The following is a 22,316-nucleotide window of genomic DNA, read 5'->3' as shown; positions in this document are numbered from 1 at the left end:
TTGCTGATACATAAATATTATTTCTAACCGGCCCTTTAAGGATTTGCTTGTCAGTTGTCTTATCTCTGAAAGACATAATAAACATTAAGAAAAACGGCTAATTAATCTGCGTAATCTGCGGATATATTTTTTAAACCTCTGTGCCCTCTGTGTCTCTGTGGTTAATATCTTAAATCCTCAGCGGCGTTTCAGCTGATCCACATCACGTACTGCGCCTTTGGCAGCAGAAGTCGTCAAAGCGGCATAGGCCTGCAATGCAAGGCTGACTTTACGTTCGCGGTTAACCGGTTTCCATGCCATCTCACCACGTTGTTCCATCGCGATACGTCTTTCCGCCAGCTGGGCATCGGTTAAGTAAACATTGATGCTGCGATTAGGGATATCAATGTGAATCATATCACCCTCTTCGACCAGACCAATATTGCCACCTTCTGCCGCTTCTGGAGAAGCATGGCCAATAGATAAACCGGAGGTACCACCGGAGAATCGGCCATCGGTCAGCAATGCACAGAGTTTGCCAAGTCCTTTGGATTTGAGATAGCTGGTCGGGTAAAGCATTTCCTGCATACCCGGTCCGCCTTTCGGCCCTTCATAGCGAATCAGCACAACATCACCAGCCTGAACCTGTTCAGTCAGAATGGCGGTCACTGCATGATCCTGCGATTCAAAAATACGCGCCGGACCAGAGAATTTCAGTATCGACTCATCCACACCAGCAGTTTTGACGATACATCCCTCTTCGGCCAGATTGCCAAACAACACTGCTAAGCCACCGTCTTTGCTGTAGGCATGCTCAACATCGCGTATACAGCCCTCTTCACGATCCAGATCCAGAGAAGGCCAGCGGCAGTCCTGACTAAATGCGGTCTGCGTTGGTATACCGGCAGGACCGGCCAGATAACGTAATTGCGCAGGCTGGTGATCACTGCGTGCCACATCCCACAAAGCCAGCCCTTCGGCCATCGTTTTGCTATGCACTGTTGGTACTTCGGTATGTAACAATCCACCAGCAGCCAGTTCAGACAAAATGCCAATAACACCACCAGCACGATGCACGTCTTCCATATGATATTTATTGGTAGCCGGGGCTACCTTGCAAAGATTCGGGATCTTGCGGGACATCCGATCGATATCCGCCATGGTGAAATCCACTTCACCCTCATGCGCAGCAGCCAGTAAATGTAGAACGGTGTTGGTTGATCCGCCCATCGCGATATCTAAAGCAATCGCATTTTCGAATGCCGCTTTGCTGGCAATCGCCCGGGGTAAGACATCTTCTTCATCATTTTCGTAATAACGTTTTGCCAGATCGACGATACGACGACCTGCTTCCAGAAACAGTTCGCGGCGATCCGCATGTGTCGCCAGTAAGGAACCGTTTCCCGGCAAGGACAAACCAAGCGCTTCTGTCAGACAGTTCATTGAGTTGGCTGTAAACATACCCGAGCACGAACCACAGGTTGGACATGCACTGCGTTCTACCTGAGCAACATCTTCATCACTGACATTGTCATCTGCCGCCTGCACCATGGCATCGACCAGATCAAGCTTGACATCCTGCCCGGCCAATTTGGTTTTACCGGCTTCCATCGGGCCACCGGAAACAAACACTACCGGAATGTTCAAGCGTAATGCTGCCATCAGCATGCCGGGAGTAATCTTGTCGCAGTTGGAGATACACACCAGCGCATCAGCACAATGCGCGTTAACCATATATTCAACAGAGTCGGCGATTATTTCACGCGAGGGCAGACTGTAAAGCATGCCACTATGCCCCATGGCGATACCGTCATCGACCGCAATGGTGTTGAATTCTTTCGCAACACCGCCGACCCGTTCGATTTCACGCGCGACTAACTGCCCCAGATCTTTCAGATGCACATGACCCGGAACAAACTGTGTGAATGAGTTCGCAATCGCTATAATAGGCTTGCTGAAATCATCATCCTTCATGCCCGTAGCTCGCCATAAAGCACGGGCGCCCGCCATATTACGGCCAGCAGTAGAAGTTTTTGAACGATATTCAGGCATTAATACTCTCCAACTGAAATTGAGACTGACGGACGCTCTGCCACAGCGGAACTACATCAGTTTAACCACGAGATTTTACACGCAACTTGGCAAGCGTGGTGAGACTACGATAAAAAGACACTATGAATTCATCATCACAACAACCTGCTGACGCCCATTTCGCGACCACAACCTCGTGGTTCAGAGCGGCTGCGCCCTATATTCATGCCCACAGTGGCGCGACTTTTGTTATCGCTTTTGATGGCGAAACGGTCGCAGCCGATAATTTTGATCATCTGATTCATGATCTGGCCATTCTCAATAGTCTGGATATCCGACTGGTTTTGGTATTCGGTGCCCGCCCACAAATTGAAGCGAAATGTGAAAAGCTTGGTGTAGCAGTGAAATATCATCAAGGCTTAAGAATTACTGATGATGCCAGCTTGCAAATTGCCCGGGCCGTAGTGGGTGACTTGCGTATTGCCATTGAATCAAAACTTTCTTTTGGTCTGCCACATACCCCAATGGCTGATTCACGGATTCGCTGTGTCAGTGGAAATCTGGTTACCGCAAGACCTGCTGGCATTATTGATGGGATTGATCTGGGACATACCGGTGAAGTCAGAAGAATTGATGCCGAAGGTATTCAACAGCAATTGACCAGTGGCAATCTGGTATTGCTGCCGCCTTTGGGATATTCATTAACCGGTGAGATCTTTAACTTATCAGCGGAATCAATCGCAACCGCAGTGGCTACCCGGTTACAGGCTGACAAACTTATTTTTATTGGTCAGAGTAATGAAAATTTACCGCGCGAAATAACCATCCAACAAGCCAGGGATTATGAGCATCCCTCGCTTAATGCTGCCGTTACCGCCTGTAAAGCTGGTGTCAGCAGGGTCCATTTACTGGATCGTTCTGTTGATGGGGCTTTGTTGCAGGAATTGTTCAGCCGGGACGGGGTTGGCACATTGATCAGTGCGACGTCTTTTGAAACAACCCGTCAGGCAAATATTGATGACGTTGGCGGTATTCTGGAGCTTATGCAACCGCTTGAACAAAGCGGTGTATTAGTCAAACGCTCACGGGAATTGCTGGAACGGGAAATTGATCATTTCACCGTGATGGAGCGCGACGGCACTGTCGTTGCCTGTGCGGCGTTATACCCCTACCCGGAAAACAATGCGGCTGAACTGGCCTGTATGGCAATATCATCTGATTACCGCCATCAGGGTCGCGGCAAACAGTTATTAAATATTCTGGAAAAACAAGCCAAAGCCGCCGGCTGGGACACGTTGTATGTACTCACCACACAAACAGCACACTGGTTTATCGAGCATGGCTTTCAGCCGTCTGCAATCAGTGATTTACCGATGCAAAAACAGGCTCTGTATAACTATCAGCGGAATTCCAGTGTCTTTCGTAAACAACTGGTTTAGCCAGATGATCAATCGCGGTTGCCGGCGCGTTTGCGATACTCTGGAAATAACAGCGGCGCGAATTCATGCAGGGCTTTTTCATATACTCGGCGTTTAAAAAACACAATTTCCTCAACCGGAGTCCAGTAATCTACCCAGCGCCAGTCATCAAACTCTGGTTTTTCATGCAGATCCAGCCGCACATCGGTTTCATCACCGGTAAAGCGCATCAGAAACCAGCGTTGCTTCTGTCCGATACATAAAGGCTTGTTACCGTAGCGCAGATAACGCTTCGGTAGCCGATAACGCAGCCAGCCCCGCGTGGTTGCAATCAACTCAACATGCTCACGGCCCAGACCAATCTCTTCCGTAAGTTCACGGAAAGCAGCCTGTTCCGGTGTCTCGTTGATTTTTATGCCGCCCTGGGGAAACTGCCATGAGTCATGCTGAGCACGTTGCGCCCACAACACCTGGTTGAGATCATTGCAGAGGATTATCCCCACATTGGCTCTGAAGCCATCTTTGTCTATCACGGTTCAATCTCTCACCGGGGCAACGGTAAGCAATGGCCGCCGGCACAATAATTTATTTAATAGGTTTAGATTAGTGAATGAGACATGAGGATGCAACGCATTTTGTCTTACAATAGGCGCTCATTTTATCGGGACATGACCAGTTACAATGGCTTTAGCAATATTTGATTTAGACAATACCTTACTCGGCGGTGACAGTGATTATTTGTGGGGGCGCTATTTGGCGGAAAATGCCATAGTGGATCCGCAGAGTTATCACGACACCAATCTGGCCTTTTATAACGACTATCAGTCGGGGCAACTCGATATAAATGCTTTCCTGCAATTTGTGTTTGAGCCTCTGGCTAAAAACAGCATGAAAGATCTGTTGGCATGGCGTGCAGATTATCTGCAACAGAAAATCCTGCCGATTATTCTGCCAAAAGGCCTTGAGTTGATTGAACAACACCGCCAGCAAGGCGATACGTTGTTAATCATCACCGCAACCAATAGTTTTTTAACGACACCTATTGCAGAACTATTGAAAATCGACAATCTGATTGCGACTGATCCTGAAATGCTGGATGGACGCTATACCGGAAAAGTTTTCGGCGTACCGTCATTCCAGCACGGTAAGGTAGAACGTCTGCAACATTGGTTGGATGAACATCAGCAGGATCTTGCAGGAAGTTATTTTTATAGCGATTCGCATAATGATCTGCCGTTGCTGGAGCAGGTCGATACACCAATCGCCGTGGATCCTGACGACAAACTGGCCGAAGTTGCGCGACAACGTGACTGGAAAATCCTCAGTCTGCGTGAATAATTGCTACAATTCGGGGTTTTAATCACTTAAATTCAGGCCGTCAATTATGGAATGGGAAGTTGTTATCGGGTTAGAGATCCACGCCCAGCTTGCAACCAAATCAAAAATTTTCTCCGGAGCAGCGACTGCTTACGGCGCGGCGCCAAACACTCAGGCGTGTGCCGTTGATCTGGGTTTACCGGGTGTATTGCCGGTATTAAACAAAGAAGCAGTGCGCATGGCCGTTAAATTCGGCCTTGCCGTTGATGCTGAAATTGCTGACCGCTCAGTTTTTGCCCGCAAAAACTATTTTTATCCTGATTTACCTAAAGGCTACCAAATCAGCCAGTTTGAATTGCCAATCGTTGGCAAAGGTCAAATCAGCATTGAAATGGAAGACGGCAGCGAGAAAATTGTCGGCATTACCCGCGCCCACCTTGAAGAAGATGCCGGTAAGTCCCTGCACGAGGATTTTCATGATCAGACCGGTATCGATTTGAATCGTGCTGGTACACCATTACTGGAAATTGTTTCCGAGCCGGATATGCGCAGCGCTAAAGAAGCTGTGGCCTATATGAGAAAAATTCATTCTCTGGTGCGTTATCTGGAAATCTGTGACGGCAATATGCAGGAAGGTTCTTTCCGTTGTGATGCCAACGTATCCATTCGCCCCAAAGGTCAGGAAAAATTCGGCACCCGCGCTGAACTGAAAAACATTAATTCATTCCGCAATGTTGAGCGCGCTATCAATATCGAAATTGAGCGGCAGATTGATGTGATCGAATCTGGTGGTACAGTCGTTCAGGAAACCCGTCTGTATGACGCCGATAAAAATGAAACCCGCTCCATGCGCAGCAAAGAAGAAGCTAACGACTACCGTTACTTCCCAGATCCGGACTTATTACCTGTGGTACTTGATGAAGGACTGCTGGAACAGGTCCGTGCTACGTTGCCCGAATTGCCAAATGAAAAACGTGATCGTCTGATCAGTGAAATGGGCTTATCCAAATATGACGCCAGCGTGCTGACCAGCAGTCGTGAACTGGCCGATTATTTTGAAGCGGTGCTGGCGGCGACAGGAAATAAAGATCCTAAACAATGCGCCAACTGGGTAACCGGTACTCTGTCCGGCGCGCTGAATAAAGCTGGTCTGGAAGTCACCGAATCTCCAGTATCTGCTGAACAGCTTGGCAGCGTTTTATTACGTATTCAGGACAACACCATCTCTGGCAAAATTGCCAAACAAGTATTTGAAGCCATCTGGAATGGGGAAGGCGCTGACGCCGATGCGGTCATCGAATCCAAAGGTCTGAAGCAGGTCACCGATATTGGTGCCATCGAAGCGATGATTGATGAAGTGATTGCTGCTAATCCGGAACAGTTACAGCAATATCGTGACGGTAAAGAGCAGTTATTCGGCTTTTTTGTAGGACAGGTGATGAAAGCCTCAAAAGGCAAAGCCAATCCCGCTCAGGTCAACGAGATCCTCAAACAAAAATTGGCTGGTTAAGCTTTTTACAATGAACTCGAAAGCCCTGACGCAGGATAGGTGCTCAGGGCTTTTTTATGTGCCAGATTTGTGCAAATCAGTTCACATTTTGGATTAAGCTACTCCCAGTATTCGACAATCTGATGTAGTATCGGCTGATGTTTTTTGAACACGCATAACAAGGATGCTAATGATTCATTTAAAATTCAGGATGTTGGGCCTACTAAAATGAAGTTTGTACAGGAACATTTACCTACCAAAACCGGTTTGAACAAACTCTCCTCAACATCGTCGTTGAGTGATGCAAACTGGGTCCTGGTCTTCGGCTCGGTTAACCGTTTTAGCGAACGTAACTTCGCCAGTCAATTACAGAAACGCTATCCCAAAGCCCAGATTATCGGCTGCACCACCTCCGGTGAAATTACCGGTGACGGCGTGTTCGATGACAGCGTGCACATCACAGCCATGCAATGGCAGAAAAGCGAGCTACGCTTTATCTGTAAACCGGTGAACAGCATGGAGCAATCACATGCATTAGGTGCGCAGATAGCTAACGAATTAGTCGCGCCAGATTTGAAAGGCGTGTTTGTCCTCAGTGACGGTCTGAACGTAAACGGCTCGGAACTGGTGGAAGGTCTGCAGGAAGTACTCCCTAATACCCCTATTACCGGCGGACTGGCTGGCGACGATGCAAAATTTACCAAGACCCTGTTACTGAATAATGATCAAATCAAGGATCGCATTGTGATTGCCGTCGGCATATACGGTAAAGATGCCATTGTAACCAGTGGTGCACTGGGAGGCTGGAAACCTTATGGGCCACCTCGACGCATTACCAAAGCCATCAAAAATGTGGTTTATGAAATGGACAATAAACCCGCCTTGCCACTTTACAAAATGTATATCGGCTACTACGCCAGCGAATTGCCCTCTTCGGGTCTGAATTTTCCGTTTGCCATCATGGATGATAAAAACGTCAATGTGATTCGAACATTGCTGTCGATTAACGAAAAAGACAACAGCATGACTTTTGCCGGCAACATTGCTGAAGGCTCAACCGTCCGTTTTCTCAAATCTGATCACGATCAACTGGTTGCTGGTGCCAGTGAGGCCGCGAGACAGATTTTATTGAAGAAAGTGGATATTAACGATAAGGCATTAGCCATCTGTGTCAGTTGTGTTGGACGCAAACTGGTGATGGAAGATCAGGTTTCAGATGAAGTCTATGCGGTGCAGCGTCTGCTGGGGATGCAAACTGGCATTACCGGTTTTTACTCTAATGGCGAAATCTGCTCCGGAGAAGATGATAGTCACAGCCTGTTGCATAACCAGACTATGACTATCGCCTATTTAAGCGAACATAACTCCTGAGACTAAACTGGCATTGGCATAACGCCTATGCCAGTTCTCTTGCAGCGGCGAGCAGGGCCAGCCGGGCAATCACACCGTAAGCATAAAAGCGATTAGGTTCTGCATCAGGTTTATCAAATTTATCCGGTGTAATACAGGATTGGGCAAACGCCAACGGTTCGAAATGCATACCTGGAGCATTGAGGTTCTCATCCACGCCTCGCCCGGTGTGCACACGATAAAATCCGCCGATAACAAAGTGATCCATCATATAAATTACCGGCTCAGCAACCGCTTCATCCTCTCCCAGCGTTTCGAAAGTATAGACTCCTTCCTGAATCAACACGTTATCCACCACCAGCCCCTCTTTGGCTGAGGACATCTTGGTACGCTGTTTACGGTTCAGGTTCAATAATTCGTCTGCACTTTTCACCATCATAATGCCCATTCCATAGGTACCTGAATCGGCCTTAAGAACCACAAACGGCTCTCGGTCTATGCCGTATTGATCGTATTTGTTCTGTATAGCGGTTAGCAGTGTATTGACGTTACGTGCCAGACATTCCATGCCATTACGTTCCATGAAATTGACTTCACCACATTGCAGACTCAGTGGTGAAACCAGCCATGGATCAATGCCAATCTGTTCAGCAAATGCATGGGCCACCATCGCATAGTGGGTAAAATGATCTGACTTTTTACGGGTTGACCAGCCGGCTTTCAATGGTGGTGCCAGCTCCTGTTCCAGATTTTCCAGAATCGCTGGTTGCCCGCCTGACATATCATTATTCATTAACACCAGACAGGGAGAGAAATCGCCAATGGCAACTCGATTACCCTGACGCTCTAATGGTGAAATTTCACAGATTTTGCCCGAAGGAAGCTCAACCGTTATCGGTTCCTTAATATCATCGCGCAAACTGGCAATACGTGCTTCCAGACCGGCTTTTTCGAAAATATCCCTTAAGGTTTCTACACTTTCAAGATAAAAAAGATTTCGTGTGTGGTTTTCCGCAATAATCAATACCCGCCGGGCTTTGGGACAAAGTCTTTCAACAGCTGCCTGTGCAGCCTGCACACATAGCGGCATAAAAGAAGGATTCAGGTTATTAAAGCCTGCAGGAAATAAATTGGTATCAACGGGCGCCAGTTTAAAACCAGAGTTTCGCAAATCTACCGAAGCATAAAAAGGCGCCGGCGTTTTTAGCCATTGCTCTCGCAACCAGCACTCGACATCGGCCTGCCGCTCCAGTAAATGCGCTTCCAGTTCCAGTAAAGGCCCGTTCAGGGCAGTAGTAAGGTGCGGTACGGCTGATGTCATGATGAACTCTCTGAATCAATAAAAATGAGGATGACGGGGTTAGAGTCTGTTTATCTCTCATCGCCGACAGTGGTGTCAATGAAAGATTAACAGAGCCTAGTTACTGTGATATGGGACACAGATCGGATATTTCAAGTCATACATACTCTGCCATGCGTTTATAAATGAGGGAATAACAGACCTTAACATCGAAAGTAGTCACTAGCCTGACGATCAAAAATGGGTTATCTTCAAGGCTGATTTTAATCGAATGTTTCAGGCTGTAGGTACAAATGACCGTGAGTGAGACTTTATCAGAATTTTCAGGCCTTAAGGTGATGGTCATCGATGACAGCAAAACGATTCGCCGCAGTGCCGAATCCCTGCTGCAGAAAGCAGGTTGTGAGGTTCTTACCGCGGACAATGGTTTTGAGGCGTTGCCTATAATCAGTGGGCAGCATCCCGATATCATCTTTATCGATATCATGATGCCGCGTCTGGATGGCTATCAAACCTGTGCCTTAGTGAAAAACAATCCTAAATACCGCGATATTCCGGTGGTAATGCTATCCAGCAAGGATGGATTGTTTGACCGCGCAAAGGGGCGGGTTGTTGGCGCAGAACAGTATCTGACAAAACCTTTTACCCGCGATGATTTACTGGATGCGATACGGACGCATTTGTTCGACAAAAACAAGGACGCTTAGGTTTATATGGCTTTAATCTTAATAGCCGATGACTCGCCAACTGAAGTGTATGTGTTACAGAAAATGTTGGAAAAAAATGGTCATGAAGTGATTGTGGCCACAGATGGTGAGCAGGCAGTTGCAATGGCGCAATCTCAAATGCCTCAATTAATTTTGATGGATGTGGTTATGCCCGGTTTAAATGGTTTCCAGGCGACTCGCAGATTAACGAAAGACGCCGCCACATCGCATATTCCAATTGTTATTGTGTCCTCCAAACATCAGGAAACTGATCGTATGTGGGGCATGCGACAAGGCGCCCGGGGCTATCTTGGCAAACCCGTCGCCGAGAATGACCTGATAGTACAGATTAACGAATTAGTGGAAATCTCAGCATGACCACGATGGACAACCCGGCAGATATCATTGCCACCCTTAAGGATATTGAGCGACGCAGTCAACAGCGTATGGCGGGCTTATCGCAGCAGGATAATATGGAGGGCGCCTGGACAGCCATCGGCTTCCGTCTGGAAAATTTACATCTGCTTATTCCCCTCAGCCAGTCCCGAGAAGTTTTCCCGCTACCACTACAGATTACCCCTGTTCCTAAATCACAGCCCTGGGTCGTTGGCATAACCAGCCTGCGTGGCGATCTTTTACCGCTAATCGATTTGAACCTGTTTTTGCATGGTAGCTCTAGCCCACCGGATAAACGCAAACGCGTTATTGTTTTGAACCACCCTGAGTTTTTCACTGGATTGATAGTGGATGAGGTTTTCGGTCTAAAACATTTCCAACGCCAACCTGAACCGGCAGATGCAAGACAGCACTTACATCTTAAACCGTATCTGCAGGGTCGACTTTACCAGCAAGAAACCTATTGGCACGTATTCAGCCTGCTTAAACTGGCTGAAGACCCAAAATTTTTGAATGCAGCCGCTTAACGATTTTATTTCAGGACATGCCCTATGAACGCCACCAGTAAACTGTTTTTTTCTTCGCTGCTCAGCGGCAAAAATCTGTTTTACCTTATCTTGATAATTCTTTTCAGTGGCTTGACGCTCGCCGGTATCTGGTTATTGGTGTCCGGACAATATGTTCTGGTTTATCCCGATCCACTGGTAACAGCTGCAGTCAGTGGTCTAAGCGTCATTTTGGCGGTGATATTCGCGTTGATGGTGGCGTATCAACCATTGCGTAAAATCAAACAATCCATGGATGAAATGGAGTTACAGAACCGCCATAACCAGGATGCGATTTTGCGCCTACTGGATGAAATGGGCGATCTGGCCGATGGTGATCTGACCGTCACCGCGACCGTCACGGAAGACATTACCGGTGCGATAGCCGATTCCGTGAACTACACTATCGATGCATTACGCAGCCTGGTGGCCCAAATCAACTCAACTACCTTACAGGTTGCTTCTGCAGCACAGGAAACCCAGGCTACGGCCTTACATCTTACCGATGCCAGTGAACATCAGGCGCAACAGATTTCCGAAGTCAGCTCGGCCATTACCCAAATGGCAGCTTCTATCGAACTGGTGTCTGAAAACGCCACACAGTCTTCTGAAGTTGCGAAACAATCGGTAAGTCTTGCCGTACAAGGTAATGGTGCGGTGAAAAAGGCTATTCATGGAATGGACACCATTCGCGAACAGATTCAGGAAACATCCAAGCGGATGAAACGTCTGGGTGAAAGTTCGCAGCAAATCGGTGAAATCGTTGAACTAATCAATGACATCGCAGAACAAACCAATATTCTGTCCTTGAATGCGGCGATTCAGGCCGCTATGGCCGGTGAAGCCGGTCGTGGTTTTGCGGTAGTTGCCGATGAGGTTCAGCGACTGGCGGAACGTTCAGGCAGTGCCACTCGCCAGATTGATGCGCTGGTACGTACCATTCAAAGTGACACCAGTGAAGCCATCAGTTCCATGGAACAAAGTACCGCTGAAGTGGTTTCCGGAGCACGCCTGTCGCAGGATGCCGGTGCCTCGCTGGAACAAATTGAAACCGTTTCTCAGCAATTAGCCGAACTGATTAACAATATTTCCAGCAATGCAAAACAACAGGCTACAGCAGCGATTGGGACTTCAGAAAATATGAGTGTGATTCAGGAAATCACCATGCAGACGTCAACCGGTACCAATGAGAGTGCGGCGGCGATCGGCAGACTGCTTGAACTGACAAATGAACTGCGTAAGTCAGTCTCTGGTTTCAAATTACCCTGATGCAGCCTGAGCTGGTGGAGAAGCGACTATGACCCAATCCAGAGGCAACTACAATGCTCTGACATGGCTGCAGGATGAATTGCAGAAGTCTCTCGCTGCGTCATTACAATCGGTTCAGACCTATATTGATGATCCGCAACAGTCAGAATCGCTGAGCCGTTGTGTAGAGCATCTTTATCAGGTGAACGGTACGCTGGAAATGCTCAATCTGGACGGCGCACAGATGCTTGCGGCTGAAATGCAGTCCATTGCGGGTTATATGCGTTCATTCCCGGATGATAAACAAAATTCAGCATTGGAAACGTTAACCCGTGGCTTGATTCTGTTGCCGACGTATTTACAGAAAGTGAATGAGAAGTTTCCAGACAATGCTTTGTGTCTGCTGGACTCAATAAATGAATTAAGACTATTGAGAGATAAACCCGCTATTGCTGAAACCGATGTGTTTGCCCCGGATTTATCCATCAGCCTTCCGGACAGTATTGCCCCTAACCCGGCTCACACGGCTCCCCCGCTAGAGCTGGAAAGACATAAAATAGCACACGTATTTCAACACTTGCTGTTGACCTGGATGCGCGAACAGGACGATAAAAGTCTGCGTAAGATGCGGGGTATTCTGCGACATTTACGGCTGCAATGTTTGCAGGAAAAAACCGCGCTGTTCTGGTGGGTCGCTGAGGCTCTGCTCGAAGGTCTTGCACACCGAGGCATCCGCGATGATTCCAGCGCCAAACAACTTATTGGCAAAATGGCTTCGCCAATTCGACTGGTCTGTGAAGGTGATGAGAATTCATTACTGGCCGGTTATCCTGAAACCCTGCTGAAACAGTTACTGTTACTGGTTGCCCGCTCAAGCAGCTATGGCCCTTTAGTTACCGGAGTAAAAGCGCATTTTGGGCTGACATTCTACGATCAGGCTTCACAATTAATTGGTCACAGTGACGCAGCATTACAGGAAGCGCAAAATGCTCTGCTCGAGCAACTTGAAGAACTGAAAGAGCGTATCAGTCAGTTTGATACGGCCGAAGACCAGGCCGATGAGGCTGTAAACGATATTAGTCTGCAACTACTGAGCATGGCGGATACGCTGACACTTTTACAACATCAGACGCAAAGTGATTTTTTACATAAACAACATACAGCACTGCAGAAATGCCTGGCGACTGATAAGTCCTATCACGATCAACTGACCAGTCTGGCTGATGACTTATTGCAAATCGAAGCCTTACTCAGAAAAACCGATGCCACAGACGCGATTCATCGTCAGTTACAAAAAACCGTATTAACCGAGTGCCTTAATGAGTTGGCCAGTGTTAAAGAACTGTTGATTCTTCAATCAAATCATCAGGCGGACAATGATGAAACAACTCAGCAAAACCTGGCAAATAGCCTAAACATGCTGGCCGGCAGTCTCGATGTCCTGGATATCGGTAAAGCATCACAGCTGTTTTCATCATTGGCAACTAAGTTCAAGGATGATGCTTTATCGATTAATACTCCCAAAGCTCAACAGGATATGGCCGAAATATTAGCGTCGGCAGAAATCTATCTGGAAAATCTGCACCGAACCGGTCAGGCCGATGAAAATATTCTGCAAACAGCTCTTAGGACGTTGCAAAATTTTGGGCAAAGCATTAAACAAACTGATGAATTGCAGCTATCCGAGATTAATTTTTCTGCCGATAAGTCCAGTGAGGATGATGTTAGTGCTGAAAATGAGAAGTTAAGCTCGGTTGATTTGTATATCAAAGCGCTCGAAGATAACACAGCAGATATTGACGCCTCTCAGCTCAGCATCGCTCCACCGGATCAGGAATCTTTTGCAGCGCATGACATCAGCTACTCAGAAGAACAAGTTGAAGCGTTAGAGCTGCCTGAGATTAATTTTTCTGCTGAAAATTCCAGTGAAGCCCCCGCTGAAAAAGCTGAACCTCTGAAATTGAGTTCTGTCGATTTATATATCAAAGCGCTTGACGACAGGGAAACTGATACTGAAACTTTGCAGTTCGAAGATTTCAAGCCGTCTGTTGTAGACCTCAGCGAGGATGTCCCTGCAGATGAACCATTGGAGTTAGAGGATTATCAGTTAACGGACATCCACTTTGATCAGGAAGAATCCGAGGCCACCAAATCAATTGCTTTTGAAGAACCAACATCTTTTTCTGCTGAAGCTGCCGACTCCTCCGAAAGTAGCAATAACTATATCTCCGGGAATTGGCAATTTGAAGAGCATATTAATCCTGAAATCGCTGAAGTTTTTGTTGAAGAGGCCAATGAAGTTTTAGACGATTTGCAGCAACTACTGCCTATTTGGAGTGAAACTCCGGAAAATGGCGATCTGCCAACCATCCGCCGTCATTTTCATACCCTAAAAGGCAGCGGGCGGATGGCTGGTGCAACTACCATTGCCGATATGGCACAAGCAGTAGAACATTTATTAAATCAGATTTTAGAAGATGCTTTACCTGTTTCGGATGAAATCATGGCGTTAGTCATGGAAGCCGTTCCGGAAGTTAGCGACTGTTTACATTTATTCACCCAGGCACAATCTGATTTCACTGAATCTGCAGCAGCATTAACCATACTGGCCAAACAACTCACTGAACAGGAAAGTGTGTTGGATAGTGCAGATGAAGAGGACGAAGACAAAGCTTTACGAGACATTTTCTATCAGGAAGCAGAACAGCACCTGCAAAACCTATTTGCTGAAACAGCTGTTTTACAAGTCGGCAAAGTCATTAATAAATCCATGCTCAGTGCAGCGCATTCTCTCAAAGGCTGTGCCAATATTGCCGGTGTCAAACCCGTCGCCATCATTGCCACCCAGCTCGACCAGACTTTCCGTAATCTTTACCACCAGCAACAAACGTTCACTGAAGAATCAATCAGCGAATTGAATGACATCGTCATGGAATTGAGTCAGTTGTTGCAGGCTGTAAAAACAGGGGAAGATGAGCCGGATATTCGCTTGCTGGATCGGCGAATTTTTGAACTTTGTCCGCAAAAGTCAGAACAAAGTCACACTGCGCGACTGGACCCGGAACAGTTGGTCAGCTTCCTTGAAGAGACTGATGCCCTCCTTAATGAGTACAGCCAGCAACTTGCTGCATGGCAGCAAACGGATAGCGAGCCTCCCCTAGCGTTACAACAGACATTAAATACGCTCGCAGAAAATGCCGAAAATAGCGTACTGCCTCAACTGGCAGCCCTTTATCAGTTAATGCAACGCCTTATCTCGCATCCTCAAAGCCGAAGCGAGAATTTAAAAGCCCTGCTTGATGAAGCGTTAGAAATTGTTAATGATCAGATTGAGGCGCTGATACAGCATAAGACACCAGCCGATTTCACCCTCTTCCGTGAACAGATTCGTGCCACTTTGACAGCTTTTGACAGTGTTTCCACGGTTGAGGTCGATCCGGAAATTCTGGAAGCGTTTACCGAAGAGGCTGCTGAATTATTAGTATCAACTGATCGTGCTATTAAACAATGGCAATCTGAGCCGGAAAATCCAGCAGGCCCTATGCAGTTGCAACGTGATTTGCACACCCTAAAAGGTGGTGCAAGACTGACTGCAACCATGGCTATGGCGGATTTAACTCATCAAATTGAAACATTGGTGCTGTCCGTTACCGACCAGCAGGAAACGCCGGACGATGGTTTTTTCAGTTTGCTGCAACGCTGCCAGGATCGGCTGACCGAAATGCAGGAACAGCTGGCGAACCGGTCTGACATTCCTGCAGCCATTGATTTACTGCAGGAAATTCAACAGTATTCCGGATATGTACCGGCAGATATTGATAATAGAGATACGTTGCCGCAATCAGCTTCGACTGTTGAGCAACTTCCCGCCGAAACCAGCAGCTTTAATAAGGCTCCAGCTGATACCGCTAAATCCAGCAGCTCACAAAGCTCGGAAAAAATCAGGGTACGAGCAGACCTGTTGGATTATTTGAGCAATTTTGCCGGTGAAGTCAGCATCACCCGCGATCAGGTAACCCAGCAGCATGGTGTCATGCATCAGCAGCTTGAGGAAATGGAAGAAACCGTTTCCCGCTTACAAGAGCAATTACGCAAACTGGAAATAGAAACCGAAACCCAGATCCTGTATCGCTATGAAGACACTGTTCAGGATACCAACACTGAATTTGATCCATTGGAACTGGATCGGTTTTCGACTATCCAGCAGTTATCACGCAGCCTGACCGAAACCGTTAACGACTTGAATAATATCAGTCGTTCAATGGGTAACCTGATGCGTGAAACCGATATTTTGCTACTGCAGCAATCCCGGCTGAATACTGATTTACAGCAGGGCTTGATGCATACCCGCCTGCTGCCATTTAATTCGATAGTGCCGCGTCTGGAACGGATAGTCCGTCAAACCAATAGTGAATTAAATAAACAGTCCCAATTACTGGTCAGTGGCGCAGATTTGGAACTGGACCGTACTATCCTGGATCGGCTGGTGGCACCGATAGAACATATTCTTCGCAATGCTATCGCTCATGGGCTGGAAACTGCCGACGAACGTTCACAACAAGGAAAACAGCAATCGGGTCGGTTACAGATCGACATGCAACGTGAAGGCTCGGAGGTCGTCATCACCATAGCTGATGATGGTCAGGGGCTGAATATTGAAAAAATCAAACAGCGCGCTATCGCACAAAACCTGATTGATCCAAATAACATTCCTAATGAACAGACACTGATCCAGTTGATTCTGACATCGGGGTTCAGTACTGCCGACACTATCTCTCAATTAGCCGGTCGTGGCGTCGGTATGGATGTTGTCAGTAACGAAATCCGGGCACTGAAAGGTCGTTTATCAATCAGTTCACAACCTGGTAAAGGCACTCAGTTTCACCTGCGGCTGCCATTAACTTTGTCGGTTATGCAGGCATTGTTGATTTCGGTTAATCAACAGCAGTTTGCTGTGCCGCTATCAGCTGTCAACGCCGGTGAGCGTATCAGCATACAGCGTATTGGCGAATTGATGGCTCAGCAGAAGCCTACCTATACTTTCCATGGCGAAAATTATGACTTTATTCCACTCGGAAACCTGCTTGGTCAGCCTTTAAACCTGCTGGAAAATCTGTCGCACCAAATGCCGTTACTGTTATTCCGTAGCGGTGATATCAAAATTGCCCTGGCCATTGACAGTATTGATAGCAATCGGGAAATCGTTATCAAATCAGTCGGACAGCAGCTCGGACAAATCAGTGCGATCAACGGCGCAACTATCCTGGGGGACGGTCGGGTTATTTTTATCCTGGACATTCCAACACTAATCGAGGATTACCAGGCCCCCTCCGGTACAACTAACCTGCAGCAGGCCAGTGAGAGCTTTAAGCAAATCGAAGAAAATCGTAATCCACTGGCAATGATTGTGGATGATTCAATTACCATGCGTAAGGCAACGGAAGGCCTGTTAACCCGTCTTGGCTTTGACGTGGTGACAGCGAAAGACGGTGTTGATGCACTGGCTCGATTATACGAACAAACACCCGATATCGTGTTGCTCGATGTGGAAATGCCTCGAATGGATGGCTTTGAATTCGCCTCGATTATTCGTAACGATTCGCAATTCAAACACTTGCCAATCATTATGATCACTTCTCGTACCGGGGATAAACACCGTCAACGCGCGATGAGCATTGGAGTGAATGCCTACCTTGGTAAGCCCTATCAGGATGATGAGTTGATTATTTCGATGAAACAACAACTCGCCTATAAATATCCTAACGAAAAGCGTTGAGAAAAACTCACAAAAGGCAATTATGCAGAAAGAAAAAGATTTTATTCATTGCATGTTGATTCCATTACGGCAGCATTATTTATTGTTACCGAACCCAACGATTGCCGAAGTTATTCCGCTGCCGCGTCTGACTGATAGTGATATCAACTCATCCTGGTGTATCGGCCAGTTTTTCTGGCGTGATCTGCCATTAGAAGTGATTGATTTGGAAACGCTGATTGGAAGTGGCCAACAAAACAACCGCCAAATCAATAAACTATGTGTGATCAACGGCATCAACAGCGACGCTAAAATCAAACATTATGCAGTTGCCTGCTGTGGCGCGCCTCAACTTATCACCATTAATGAAACTGCTCTGCAACCCACGCATGATATTGTCGATTCGGACTGGCTTCACTGCCAGATTAAGATCGGATCCAATGTCGCTTTTATTCCAAAACTAGACAATATTGAAACTCATCTGCAAAACAGCTTGTCGGGTAATACAATCTCTGACAATTTGCTTTAAGATACCGGCATGAAAAATCAAATTCGCATTGCAATATTGCTGATGCTTGCCGTTTTTTTGCCTATTCAGGCAGTGACTGCAGCATCTGACATCAATCAACAGCGCAAGCTTTATCAGCAAGCCAAAAAAGCGCTGCAAACACATCAGCTGACTCAGTTTCGTCAACTCCAGGATCAACTGGAAGGTTATCCGTTGCAGGAATATCTGGACTATTTATATCTGCAACATCGTATAAACGATACCGAAGCAGCAACCATCAAACGCTTTCTGCAAACTCGTGAAGACAGCTTTTTCAAGGCGCGCCTGCGCGGCGCCTGGCTGGACAAACTGGCAGACAATAAACAATGGCATCAGTATCTGGAGTTTTATCAAGCGCCTCAGTCGGCAGCACGTGAATGTCATTATGCCCGGGCATTAATCGCTACCAATCAACAACAGGCCGCTGCTGAAGCATTCGAAAAACTCTGGTTGGTTGCCGCCTCGCAGGACAAGGCATGTGATGCCGTTTTTCATCATGCAGAACAGCGTGGTTGGTTAACGGATGAATTACGCTGGCAACGGCTGCTACTGGCATTACGCAACCAGCAATTTGCTCTGGCTAACTATCTTGCCAAAACGGTAAAACAGAGTGCAACCGCCCAGGCCTGGACAAAACGCTGGGAAGATATTCATACAAACCCTGTCAGCTTGCTGTCTCAGTTACCGGCCCAGGCACCTGCTCAGGGAGTCTCTCTGGCACAGGATGTTGATATGGCCAGGGAAATTATTGTTTATGGCCTGAAACGTTTAGCCAGAAATGATCCGGCTAAAGCCCACTATCACTGGACACGTCTGGAAAACAGTTATCAGTTTTCTACTGATGAACGCCATGATGTTCAGGGCAGCATTGGACTTTGGGCCGCGTTGGATCGTGACGATAAAGCACTTTATTATTATGGTGATACCCCAAATCATCCATGGCGTGTTCGTGCAGCCTTATGGCAACAAAACTGGCCTGAAGTACAAAAAGCTATCGCCAGCCTGGATGAACAAACACGTCAGGAAACACGCTGGCAATATTGGCTTGCCAGAAGTCTGGCAGAACAGGGCCAACGCACTGAAGCCGAAGCAATATGGCGCACATTGGTGGATGAGCGTGATTTTTATGCCTTTCTGGCAGCAGATAAAGTTGATGCTGACTATGCAATGAATCACCATCCTATTGTCGCTGAGCCCCAATACAGCGAGTCGATTCTCTCCATGGACAGCGTACAACGCATGCGTGAGTTCTATCTGCAGGATGAGTTACTTGATGCCCGACGTGAAGCCTATTTTCTGCAACAAACATTGACTCCACGGGAACTACAGATTGTTGCCACGGAAACCCATAAGTGGGGCTGGCACAATCAAACCATTGCCTTGTTAGGCACTGCACGCTACTGGGATGCATTGGATTTACGTTTTCCGGTGCTTTACGACACTGAAATGCGGCAGGCCAGTGCTGATGTAGGAGTAGATGCTTCGTGGTTACTTGCCATTGCCCGGCAGGAAAGTGCTTTTAATTCCAGAGCGCGCTCACATGCTGGCGCAATGGGGTTGATGCAGGTCATGCCCGCTACTGGTAAACAGGTTGGACGCTGGCTGAATAAGCCTTTAAAGCAGGATTCTGAGCTTTATCATCCGCCGCGTAATATCGAGATAGGAAGCTTTTATATCCGCCGGATGCAGGATCAATTTCAAAACAATCCAATACTGGCCACCGCAGCTTATAATGCCGGACCTCATCGTGTTTCACGCTGGCTACCGGCTCAAACCATGCCTGCCGATATCTGGGTAGAGAACATTCCCTTTACCGAAACCCGTCGCTATGTTCGCTCGGTGTTCAGTTATGCTGCTACCTATGACTTTCAAAGAAAACAGGCTATCAAGCGAATGTCGGAACGCATGCCAGCAGTACGCCCCAAAAACCCTTAATATAGCGTCATGCGAATATATAAAGTAGGTGGCTGTGTTCGGGATCGCTTACTGGGACGGCCGGTAAAAGATAAAGACTGGGTTGTTGTGGGCAGCACTGTAGAGGAAATGCTGGCTCAGGGATTTCGCCCCGTGGGCAAAGACTTCCCCGTCTTTCTGCATCCCCAAACCCACGAAGAATACGCGCTTGCCCGTACGGAACGGAAAACGGCGCCGGGCTATCATGGTTTCGAAATTCACGCTTCACCAGAGGTTACTTTAGAAGAAGATCTGGCACGTCGGGATCTGACTATCAACGCAATGGCTGAAGATGACGATGGCAATGTCATCGATCCATTTGATGGACAAACCGATCTGCATAACAAGACTTTACGCCATGTATCAAATGCCTTTGTTGAAGATCCGGTCAGGGTATTACGCATGGCAAGGTTTGCTGCCCGCTTCGGTTTTCATGTAGCCGATGAGACCAAACAATTAATTCATCAGATGATAGCCAATGGTGAACTGGAACATCTGGTCGCTGAGCGCGTATGGCAGGAGTTGGAAAAAGCGCTATTAAGCAGCCAACCCTCTTTATTTTTTTTCAGCTTAAAAGAAGTCGGCGCATTAAAAACACTGTTTCCAGAAATTGATCGGCTGTTTGGTGTTCCACAGATTTCTCAATGGCATCCCGAAGTGGATACCGGTGTGCATGTGATGCTGGTGCTGGATCAAGCCGCCAGACTAACTGATGATCTGGCCGTGCGTTTTGCCGTGTTATGTCATGATCTGGGCAAAGGAACGACCCCTGCAGACATTTTGCCAAGTCATAAAGGGCACGAACAACGGAGTATCGCATTAACCCATACGTTATGTGAACGTTTACGCGTACCACGTGAGATCAGCAGTCTGGCACTAAAAGTCGCTGAATTTCACACACATTGCCATTTACTTTTTGAATTATCAGCGCGTGAAGTATTAAACGTAATAGAAGGGCTTGATGCGTTTCGCAAACCGCAACGATTTTCACAATATCTCTTGGCTTGTGAGGCCGACTTTCGAGGACGTCCTGGTTACGAAAACACTGATTTTCCCGAAAAAGTCGCTTTTCAGGCCTGTTTTGATGCTGCATCAGAGGTAAGCGCAGCACCTTTTGTTAATGAGGGATTGCAGGGTCCAGCTATTGCCTCGGCCATGGCAGAACAGCGATGCAGAATAATCGAACAGGTACTTAAACCATTTTGTAAAAACACCGATGGAAAAGTTAGCTGATCATTACAGCGCCCAATGCATAACGTATACTATTTTCATTTTTTATCAGACAGGATCTTTTCATGAGCAGTCAAATCTCCGCCAACTGGACCAGTGTTAACGCCGCCAGTAAGCCACTGGTTGATAAATTAATCGACAATGCTCAAGCCCTGCAATTGGAAATCAGTCATTTATCCAATGGTACACGCGTCGTTGATGCAGGTATCAATGCCACCGGTGGTCTGGAAGCGGGTCGACTGATTGGTGAAATCTGCATGGGTGGACTGGGTACCGCAACTCTCGGCAGTACCAGCGGTTTTAGCGATTGGCCATGGTCAGTGAATGTTCATGCAAAAACGCCGGTATTAAGTTGTCTTGGCAGTCAATATGCGGGTTGGAGTCTTTCTCATAAAAGTGAGGATGTGAAATTTTTCGCCCTGGGCTCCGGGCCAGGTCGTGCACTTGCTGCCCGTGAAGAGTTATTCAAGGAATTTGGCTATCAGGATAAAGCAGATTCAACGGTTATCGTGCTGGAAGTAGATAGCATGCCACCCGTCGAAATCGCCGATAAAGTTGCTGATAACTGTGGTATCAAACCTGAAAATCTAACGTTAATTCTGACCCCAACCACCAGTCTGGCAGGGGTAATGCAAATTGCCATTCGTGTACTGGAAGTGGCCATGCATAAAGCTCATACCCTGCACTTTCCGATGGATAAAATTGTGGATGGTTTTGGAACCACGCCTGTCGCACCACCCGGTGGTGATTTTATGACCGGCATGGGCCGTACCAACGACGCTATTCTGTATGGCGGTACCGTGCATCTTTTTGTGGACAGTACCAATGATGAAGCACAAGATCTTGCCAAGAAAATGCCCAGCAATACATCGTCTGATTACGGCCGTCCGTTCGGTCAGATTTTCAAATCGTACGAATATGACTTTTTCAAAATTGATCCGATGCTTTTCAGTCCGGCAAAAGTCATTATCACCAGCACCCAAACCGGGAAAAGCTTCACTGCTGGTGAATTGAATGCTGACTTATTGAAGCAATCCTTCGGACTTTAATG

General features: G+C 47.2%; 16 protein-coding genes. 13 read left to right on the top strand and 3 right to left on the bottom strand.

The window, feature by feature from the left end; genetic code table 11:
- Nucleotides 1-177: 177 nt before the first annotated feature.
- Nucleotides 178-2,031, bottom strand: coding sequence for a dihydroxy-acid dehydratase (gene ilvD, locus B4F66_RS02010; RefSeq protein WP_292358191.1), 1,854 nt, complete (start codon nucleotides 2,029-2,031; stop codon nucleotides 178-180).
- Between the two features lie 122 nt (nucleotides 2,032-2,153).
- Between ilvD and argA the strand changes: the two genes are divergently transcribed.
- Nucleotides 2,154-3,449 carry an amino-acid N-acetyltransferase gene (argA, locus tag B4F66_RS02005; RefSeq protein WP_292358193.1) on the top strand — a complete coding sequence of 432 codons (1,296 nt, stop codon included), beginning with the start codon at nucleotides 2,154-2,156 and terminating at the stop codon, nucleotides 3,447-3,449.
- A gap of 8 nt (nucleotides 3,450-3,457) precedes the next feature.
- Here argA and B4F66_RS02000 read toward each other — a convergent pair whose 3' ends face one another.
- Complete coding sequence (locus tag B4F66_RS02000) at nucleotides 3,458-3,961, bottom strand: RNA pyrophosphohydrolase (RefSeq protein WP_292358195.1); 504 nt, start codon at nucleotides 3,959-3,961, stop codon at nucleotides 3,458-3,460.
- Between the two features lie 148 nt (nucleotides 3,962-4,109).
- On the opposite strand from B4F66_RS02000, the gene B4F66_RS01995 reads away from it, so the two are divergent.
- From B4F66_RS01995 to B4F66_RS01985, 3 genes are all read left to right on the top strand, one after another.
- Nucleotides 4,110-4,766 carry a histidinol-phosphatase gene (locus B4F66_RS01995; protein WP_292358197.1) on the top strand — a complete coding sequence of 219 codons (657 nt, stop codon included), beginning with the start codon at nucleotides 4,110-4,112 and terminating at the stop codon, nucleotides 4,764-4,766.
- Between the two features lie 46 nt (nucleotides 4,767-4,812).
- Nucleotides 4,813-6,255 carry an Asp-tRNA(Asn)/Glu-tRNA(Gln) amidotransferase subunit GatB gene (gene gatB / locus B4F66_RS01990; protein WP_292358199.1) on the top strand — a complete coding sequence of 481 codons (1,443 nt, stop codon included), beginning with the start codon at nucleotides 4,813-4,815 and terminating at the stop codon, nucleotides 6,253-6,255.
- A 207-nt stretch (nucleotides 6,256-6,462) separates the two neighbouring features.
- Nucleotides 6,463-7,605 carry an FIST signal transduction protein gene (locus tag B4F66_RS01985; protein ID WP_292358201.1) on the top strand — a complete coding sequence of 381 codons (1,143 nt, stop codon included), beginning with the start codon at nucleotides 6,463-6,465 and terminating at the stop codon, nucleotides 7,603-7,605.
- A gap of 25 nt (nucleotides 7,606-7,630) precedes the next feature.
- Here B4F66_RS01985 and gshA read toward each other — a convergent pair whose 3' ends face one another.
- Entirely contained in the window at nucleotides 7,631-8,905 is a 1,275-nt protein-coding gene (gene gshA / locus B4F66_RS01980) for a glutamate--cysteine ligase (RefSeq protein ID WP_292358202.1), read from the bottom strand.
- Between the two features lie 278 nt (nucleotides 8,906-9,183).
- On the opposite strand from gshA, the gene pilG reads away from it, so the two are divergent.
- The 9 genes from pilG (at nucleotide 9,184) to mch (ending at nucleotide 22,314) form a co-directional block, all read left to right on the top strand.
- A complete protein-coding gene (gene pilG / locus B4F66_RS01975; RefSeq protein ID WP_292358204.1) occupies nucleotides 9,184-9,591 on the top strand; it encodes a twitching motility response regulator PilG in 408 nt (135 codons plus the stop codon).
- A gap of 6 nt (nucleotides 9,592-9,597) precedes the next feature.
- On the top strand, nucleotides 9,598-9,969 hold the full coding sequence (gene pilH / locus B4F66_RS01970) for a twitching motility response regulator PilH (RefSeq protein WP_292358206.1): 372 nt from the start codon (nucleotides 9,598-9,600) through the stop codon (nucleotides 9,967-9,969).
- A complete protein-coding gene (locus tag B4F66_RS01965) occupies nucleotides 9,966-10,514 on the top strand; it encodes a chemotaxis protein CheW (RefSeq protein WP_292358208.1) in 549 nt (182 codons plus the stop codon). The genes pilH and B4F66_RS01965 overlap by 4 nt, the downstream gene beginning before the upstream one ends.
- Before the next feature lie 24 nt (nucleotides 10,515-10,538).
- Entirely contained in the window at nucleotides 10,539-11,801 is a 1,263-nt protein-coding gene (locus B4F66_RS01960) for a methyl-accepting chemotaxis protein (RefSeq protein ID WP_292358210.1), read from the top strand.
- Between the two features lie 28 nt (nucleotides 11,802-11,829).
- Nucleotides 11,830-17,556, top strand: a complete 5,727-nt coding sequence (locus tag B4F66_RS01955) for a hybrid sensor histidine kinase/response regulator (protein WP_292358212.1) — start codon at nucleotides 11,830-11,832, stop codon at nucleotides 17,554-17,556.
- A 22-nt stretch (nucleotides 17,557-17,578) separates the two neighbouring features.
- On the top strand, nucleotides 17,579-18,064 hold the full coding sequence (locus tag B4F66_RS01950; RefSeq protein WP_292358214.1) for a chemotaxis protein CheW: 486 nt from the start codon (nucleotides 17,579-17,581) through the stop codon (nucleotides 18,062-18,064).
- 9 nt (nucleotides 18,065-18,073) lie between these two features.
- Nucleotides 18,074-20,017: a transglycosylase SLT domain-containing protein gene (locus tag B4F66_RS01945; protein ID WP_292358216.1), complete on the top strand. Its 1,944-nt coding sequence runs from the start codon at nucleotides 18,074-18,076 to the stop codon at nucleotides 20,015-20,017.
- A gap of 9 nt (nucleotides 20,018-20,026) precedes the next feature.
- Entirely contained in the window at nucleotides 20,027-21,268 is a 1,242-nt protein-coding gene (locus B4F66_RS01940) for a multifunctional CCA addition/repair protein (RefSeq protein ID WP_292358218.1), read from the top strand.
- Nucleotides 21,269-21,330: 62 nt separating this feature from the next.
- Complete coding sequence (gene mch, locus B4F66_RS01935) at nucleotides 21,331-22,314, top strand: methenyltetrahydromethanopterin cyclohydrolase (protein ID WP_292358220.1); 984 nt, start codon at nucleotides 21,331-21,333, stop codon at nucleotides 22,312-22,314.
- Nucleotides 22,315-22,316 lie beyond the last annotated feature (2 nt).

The organism is Methylophaga sp. UBA3603 (assembly GCF_002375335.1).
In the GTDB taxonomy this organism is placed as follows: Bacteria; Pseudomonadota; Gammaproteobacteria; order Nitrosococcales; family Methylophagaceae; genus Methylophaga.
Note: the sequence above shows the minus strand (reverse complement) of the source record. Positions and strands in the feature narration are given on the sequence as shown.

Bases quoted from the DNA above. Each gene is read 5' to 3' on its own strand.
- mch (WP_292358220.1), top strand. From the start codon at position 21,331: ATGAGCAGTCAAATCTCCGCCAACTGGACCAGTGTTAACGCCGCCAGT.
- argA (WP_292358193.1), top strand. From the start codon at position 2,154: ATGAATTCATCATCACAACAACCTGCTGACGCCCATTTCGCGACCACA.
- B4F66_RS01995 (WP_292358197.1), top strand. From the start codon at position 4,110: ATGGCTTTAGCAATATTTGATTTAGACAATACCTTACTCGGCGGTGAC.
- B4F66_RS01940 (WP_292358218.1), top strand. From the start codon at position 20,027: ATGCGAATATATAAAGTAGGTGGCTGTGTTCGGGATCGCTTACTGGGA.
- B4F66_RS01945 (WP_292358216.1), top strand. From the start codon at position 18,074: ATGAAAAATCAAATTCGCATTGCAATATTGCTGATGCTTGCCGTTTTT.
- ilvD (WP_292358191.1), bottom strand. From the start codon at position 2,031: ATGCCTGAATATCGTTCAAAAACTTCTACTGCTGGCCGTAATATGGCG.
- pilH (WP_292358206.1), top strand. From the start codon at position 9,598: ATGGCTTTAATCTTAATAGCCGATGACTCGCCAACTGAAGTGTATGTG.
- B4F66_RS01965 (WP_292358208.1), top strand. From the start codon at position 9,966: ATGACCACGATGGACAACCCGGCAGATATCATTGCCACCCTTAAGGAT.
- B4F66_RS01960 (WP_292358210.1), top strand. From the start codon at position 10,539: ATGAACGCCACCAGTAAACTGTTTTTTTCTTCGCTGCTCAGCGGCAAA.
- B4F66_RS01955 (WP_292358212.1), top strand. From the start codon at position 11,830: ATGACCCAATCCAGAGGCAACTACAATGCTCTGACATGGCTGCAGGAT.
- gatB (WP_292358199.1), top strand. From the start codon at position 4,813: ATGGAATGGGAAGTTGTTATCGGGTTAGAGATCCACGCCCAGCTTGCA.
- gshA (WP_292358202.1), bottom strand. From the start codon at position 8,905: ATGACATCAGCCGTACCGCACCTTACTACTGCCCTGAACGGGCCTTTA.
- B4F66_RS01950 (WP_292358214.1), top strand. From the start codon at position 17,579: ATGCAGAAAGAAAAAGATTTTATTCATTGCATGTTGATTCCATTACGG.
- B4F66_RS01985 (WP_292358201.1), top strand. From the start codon at position 6,463: ATGAAGTTTGTACAGGAACATTTACCTACCAAAACCGGTTTGAACAAA.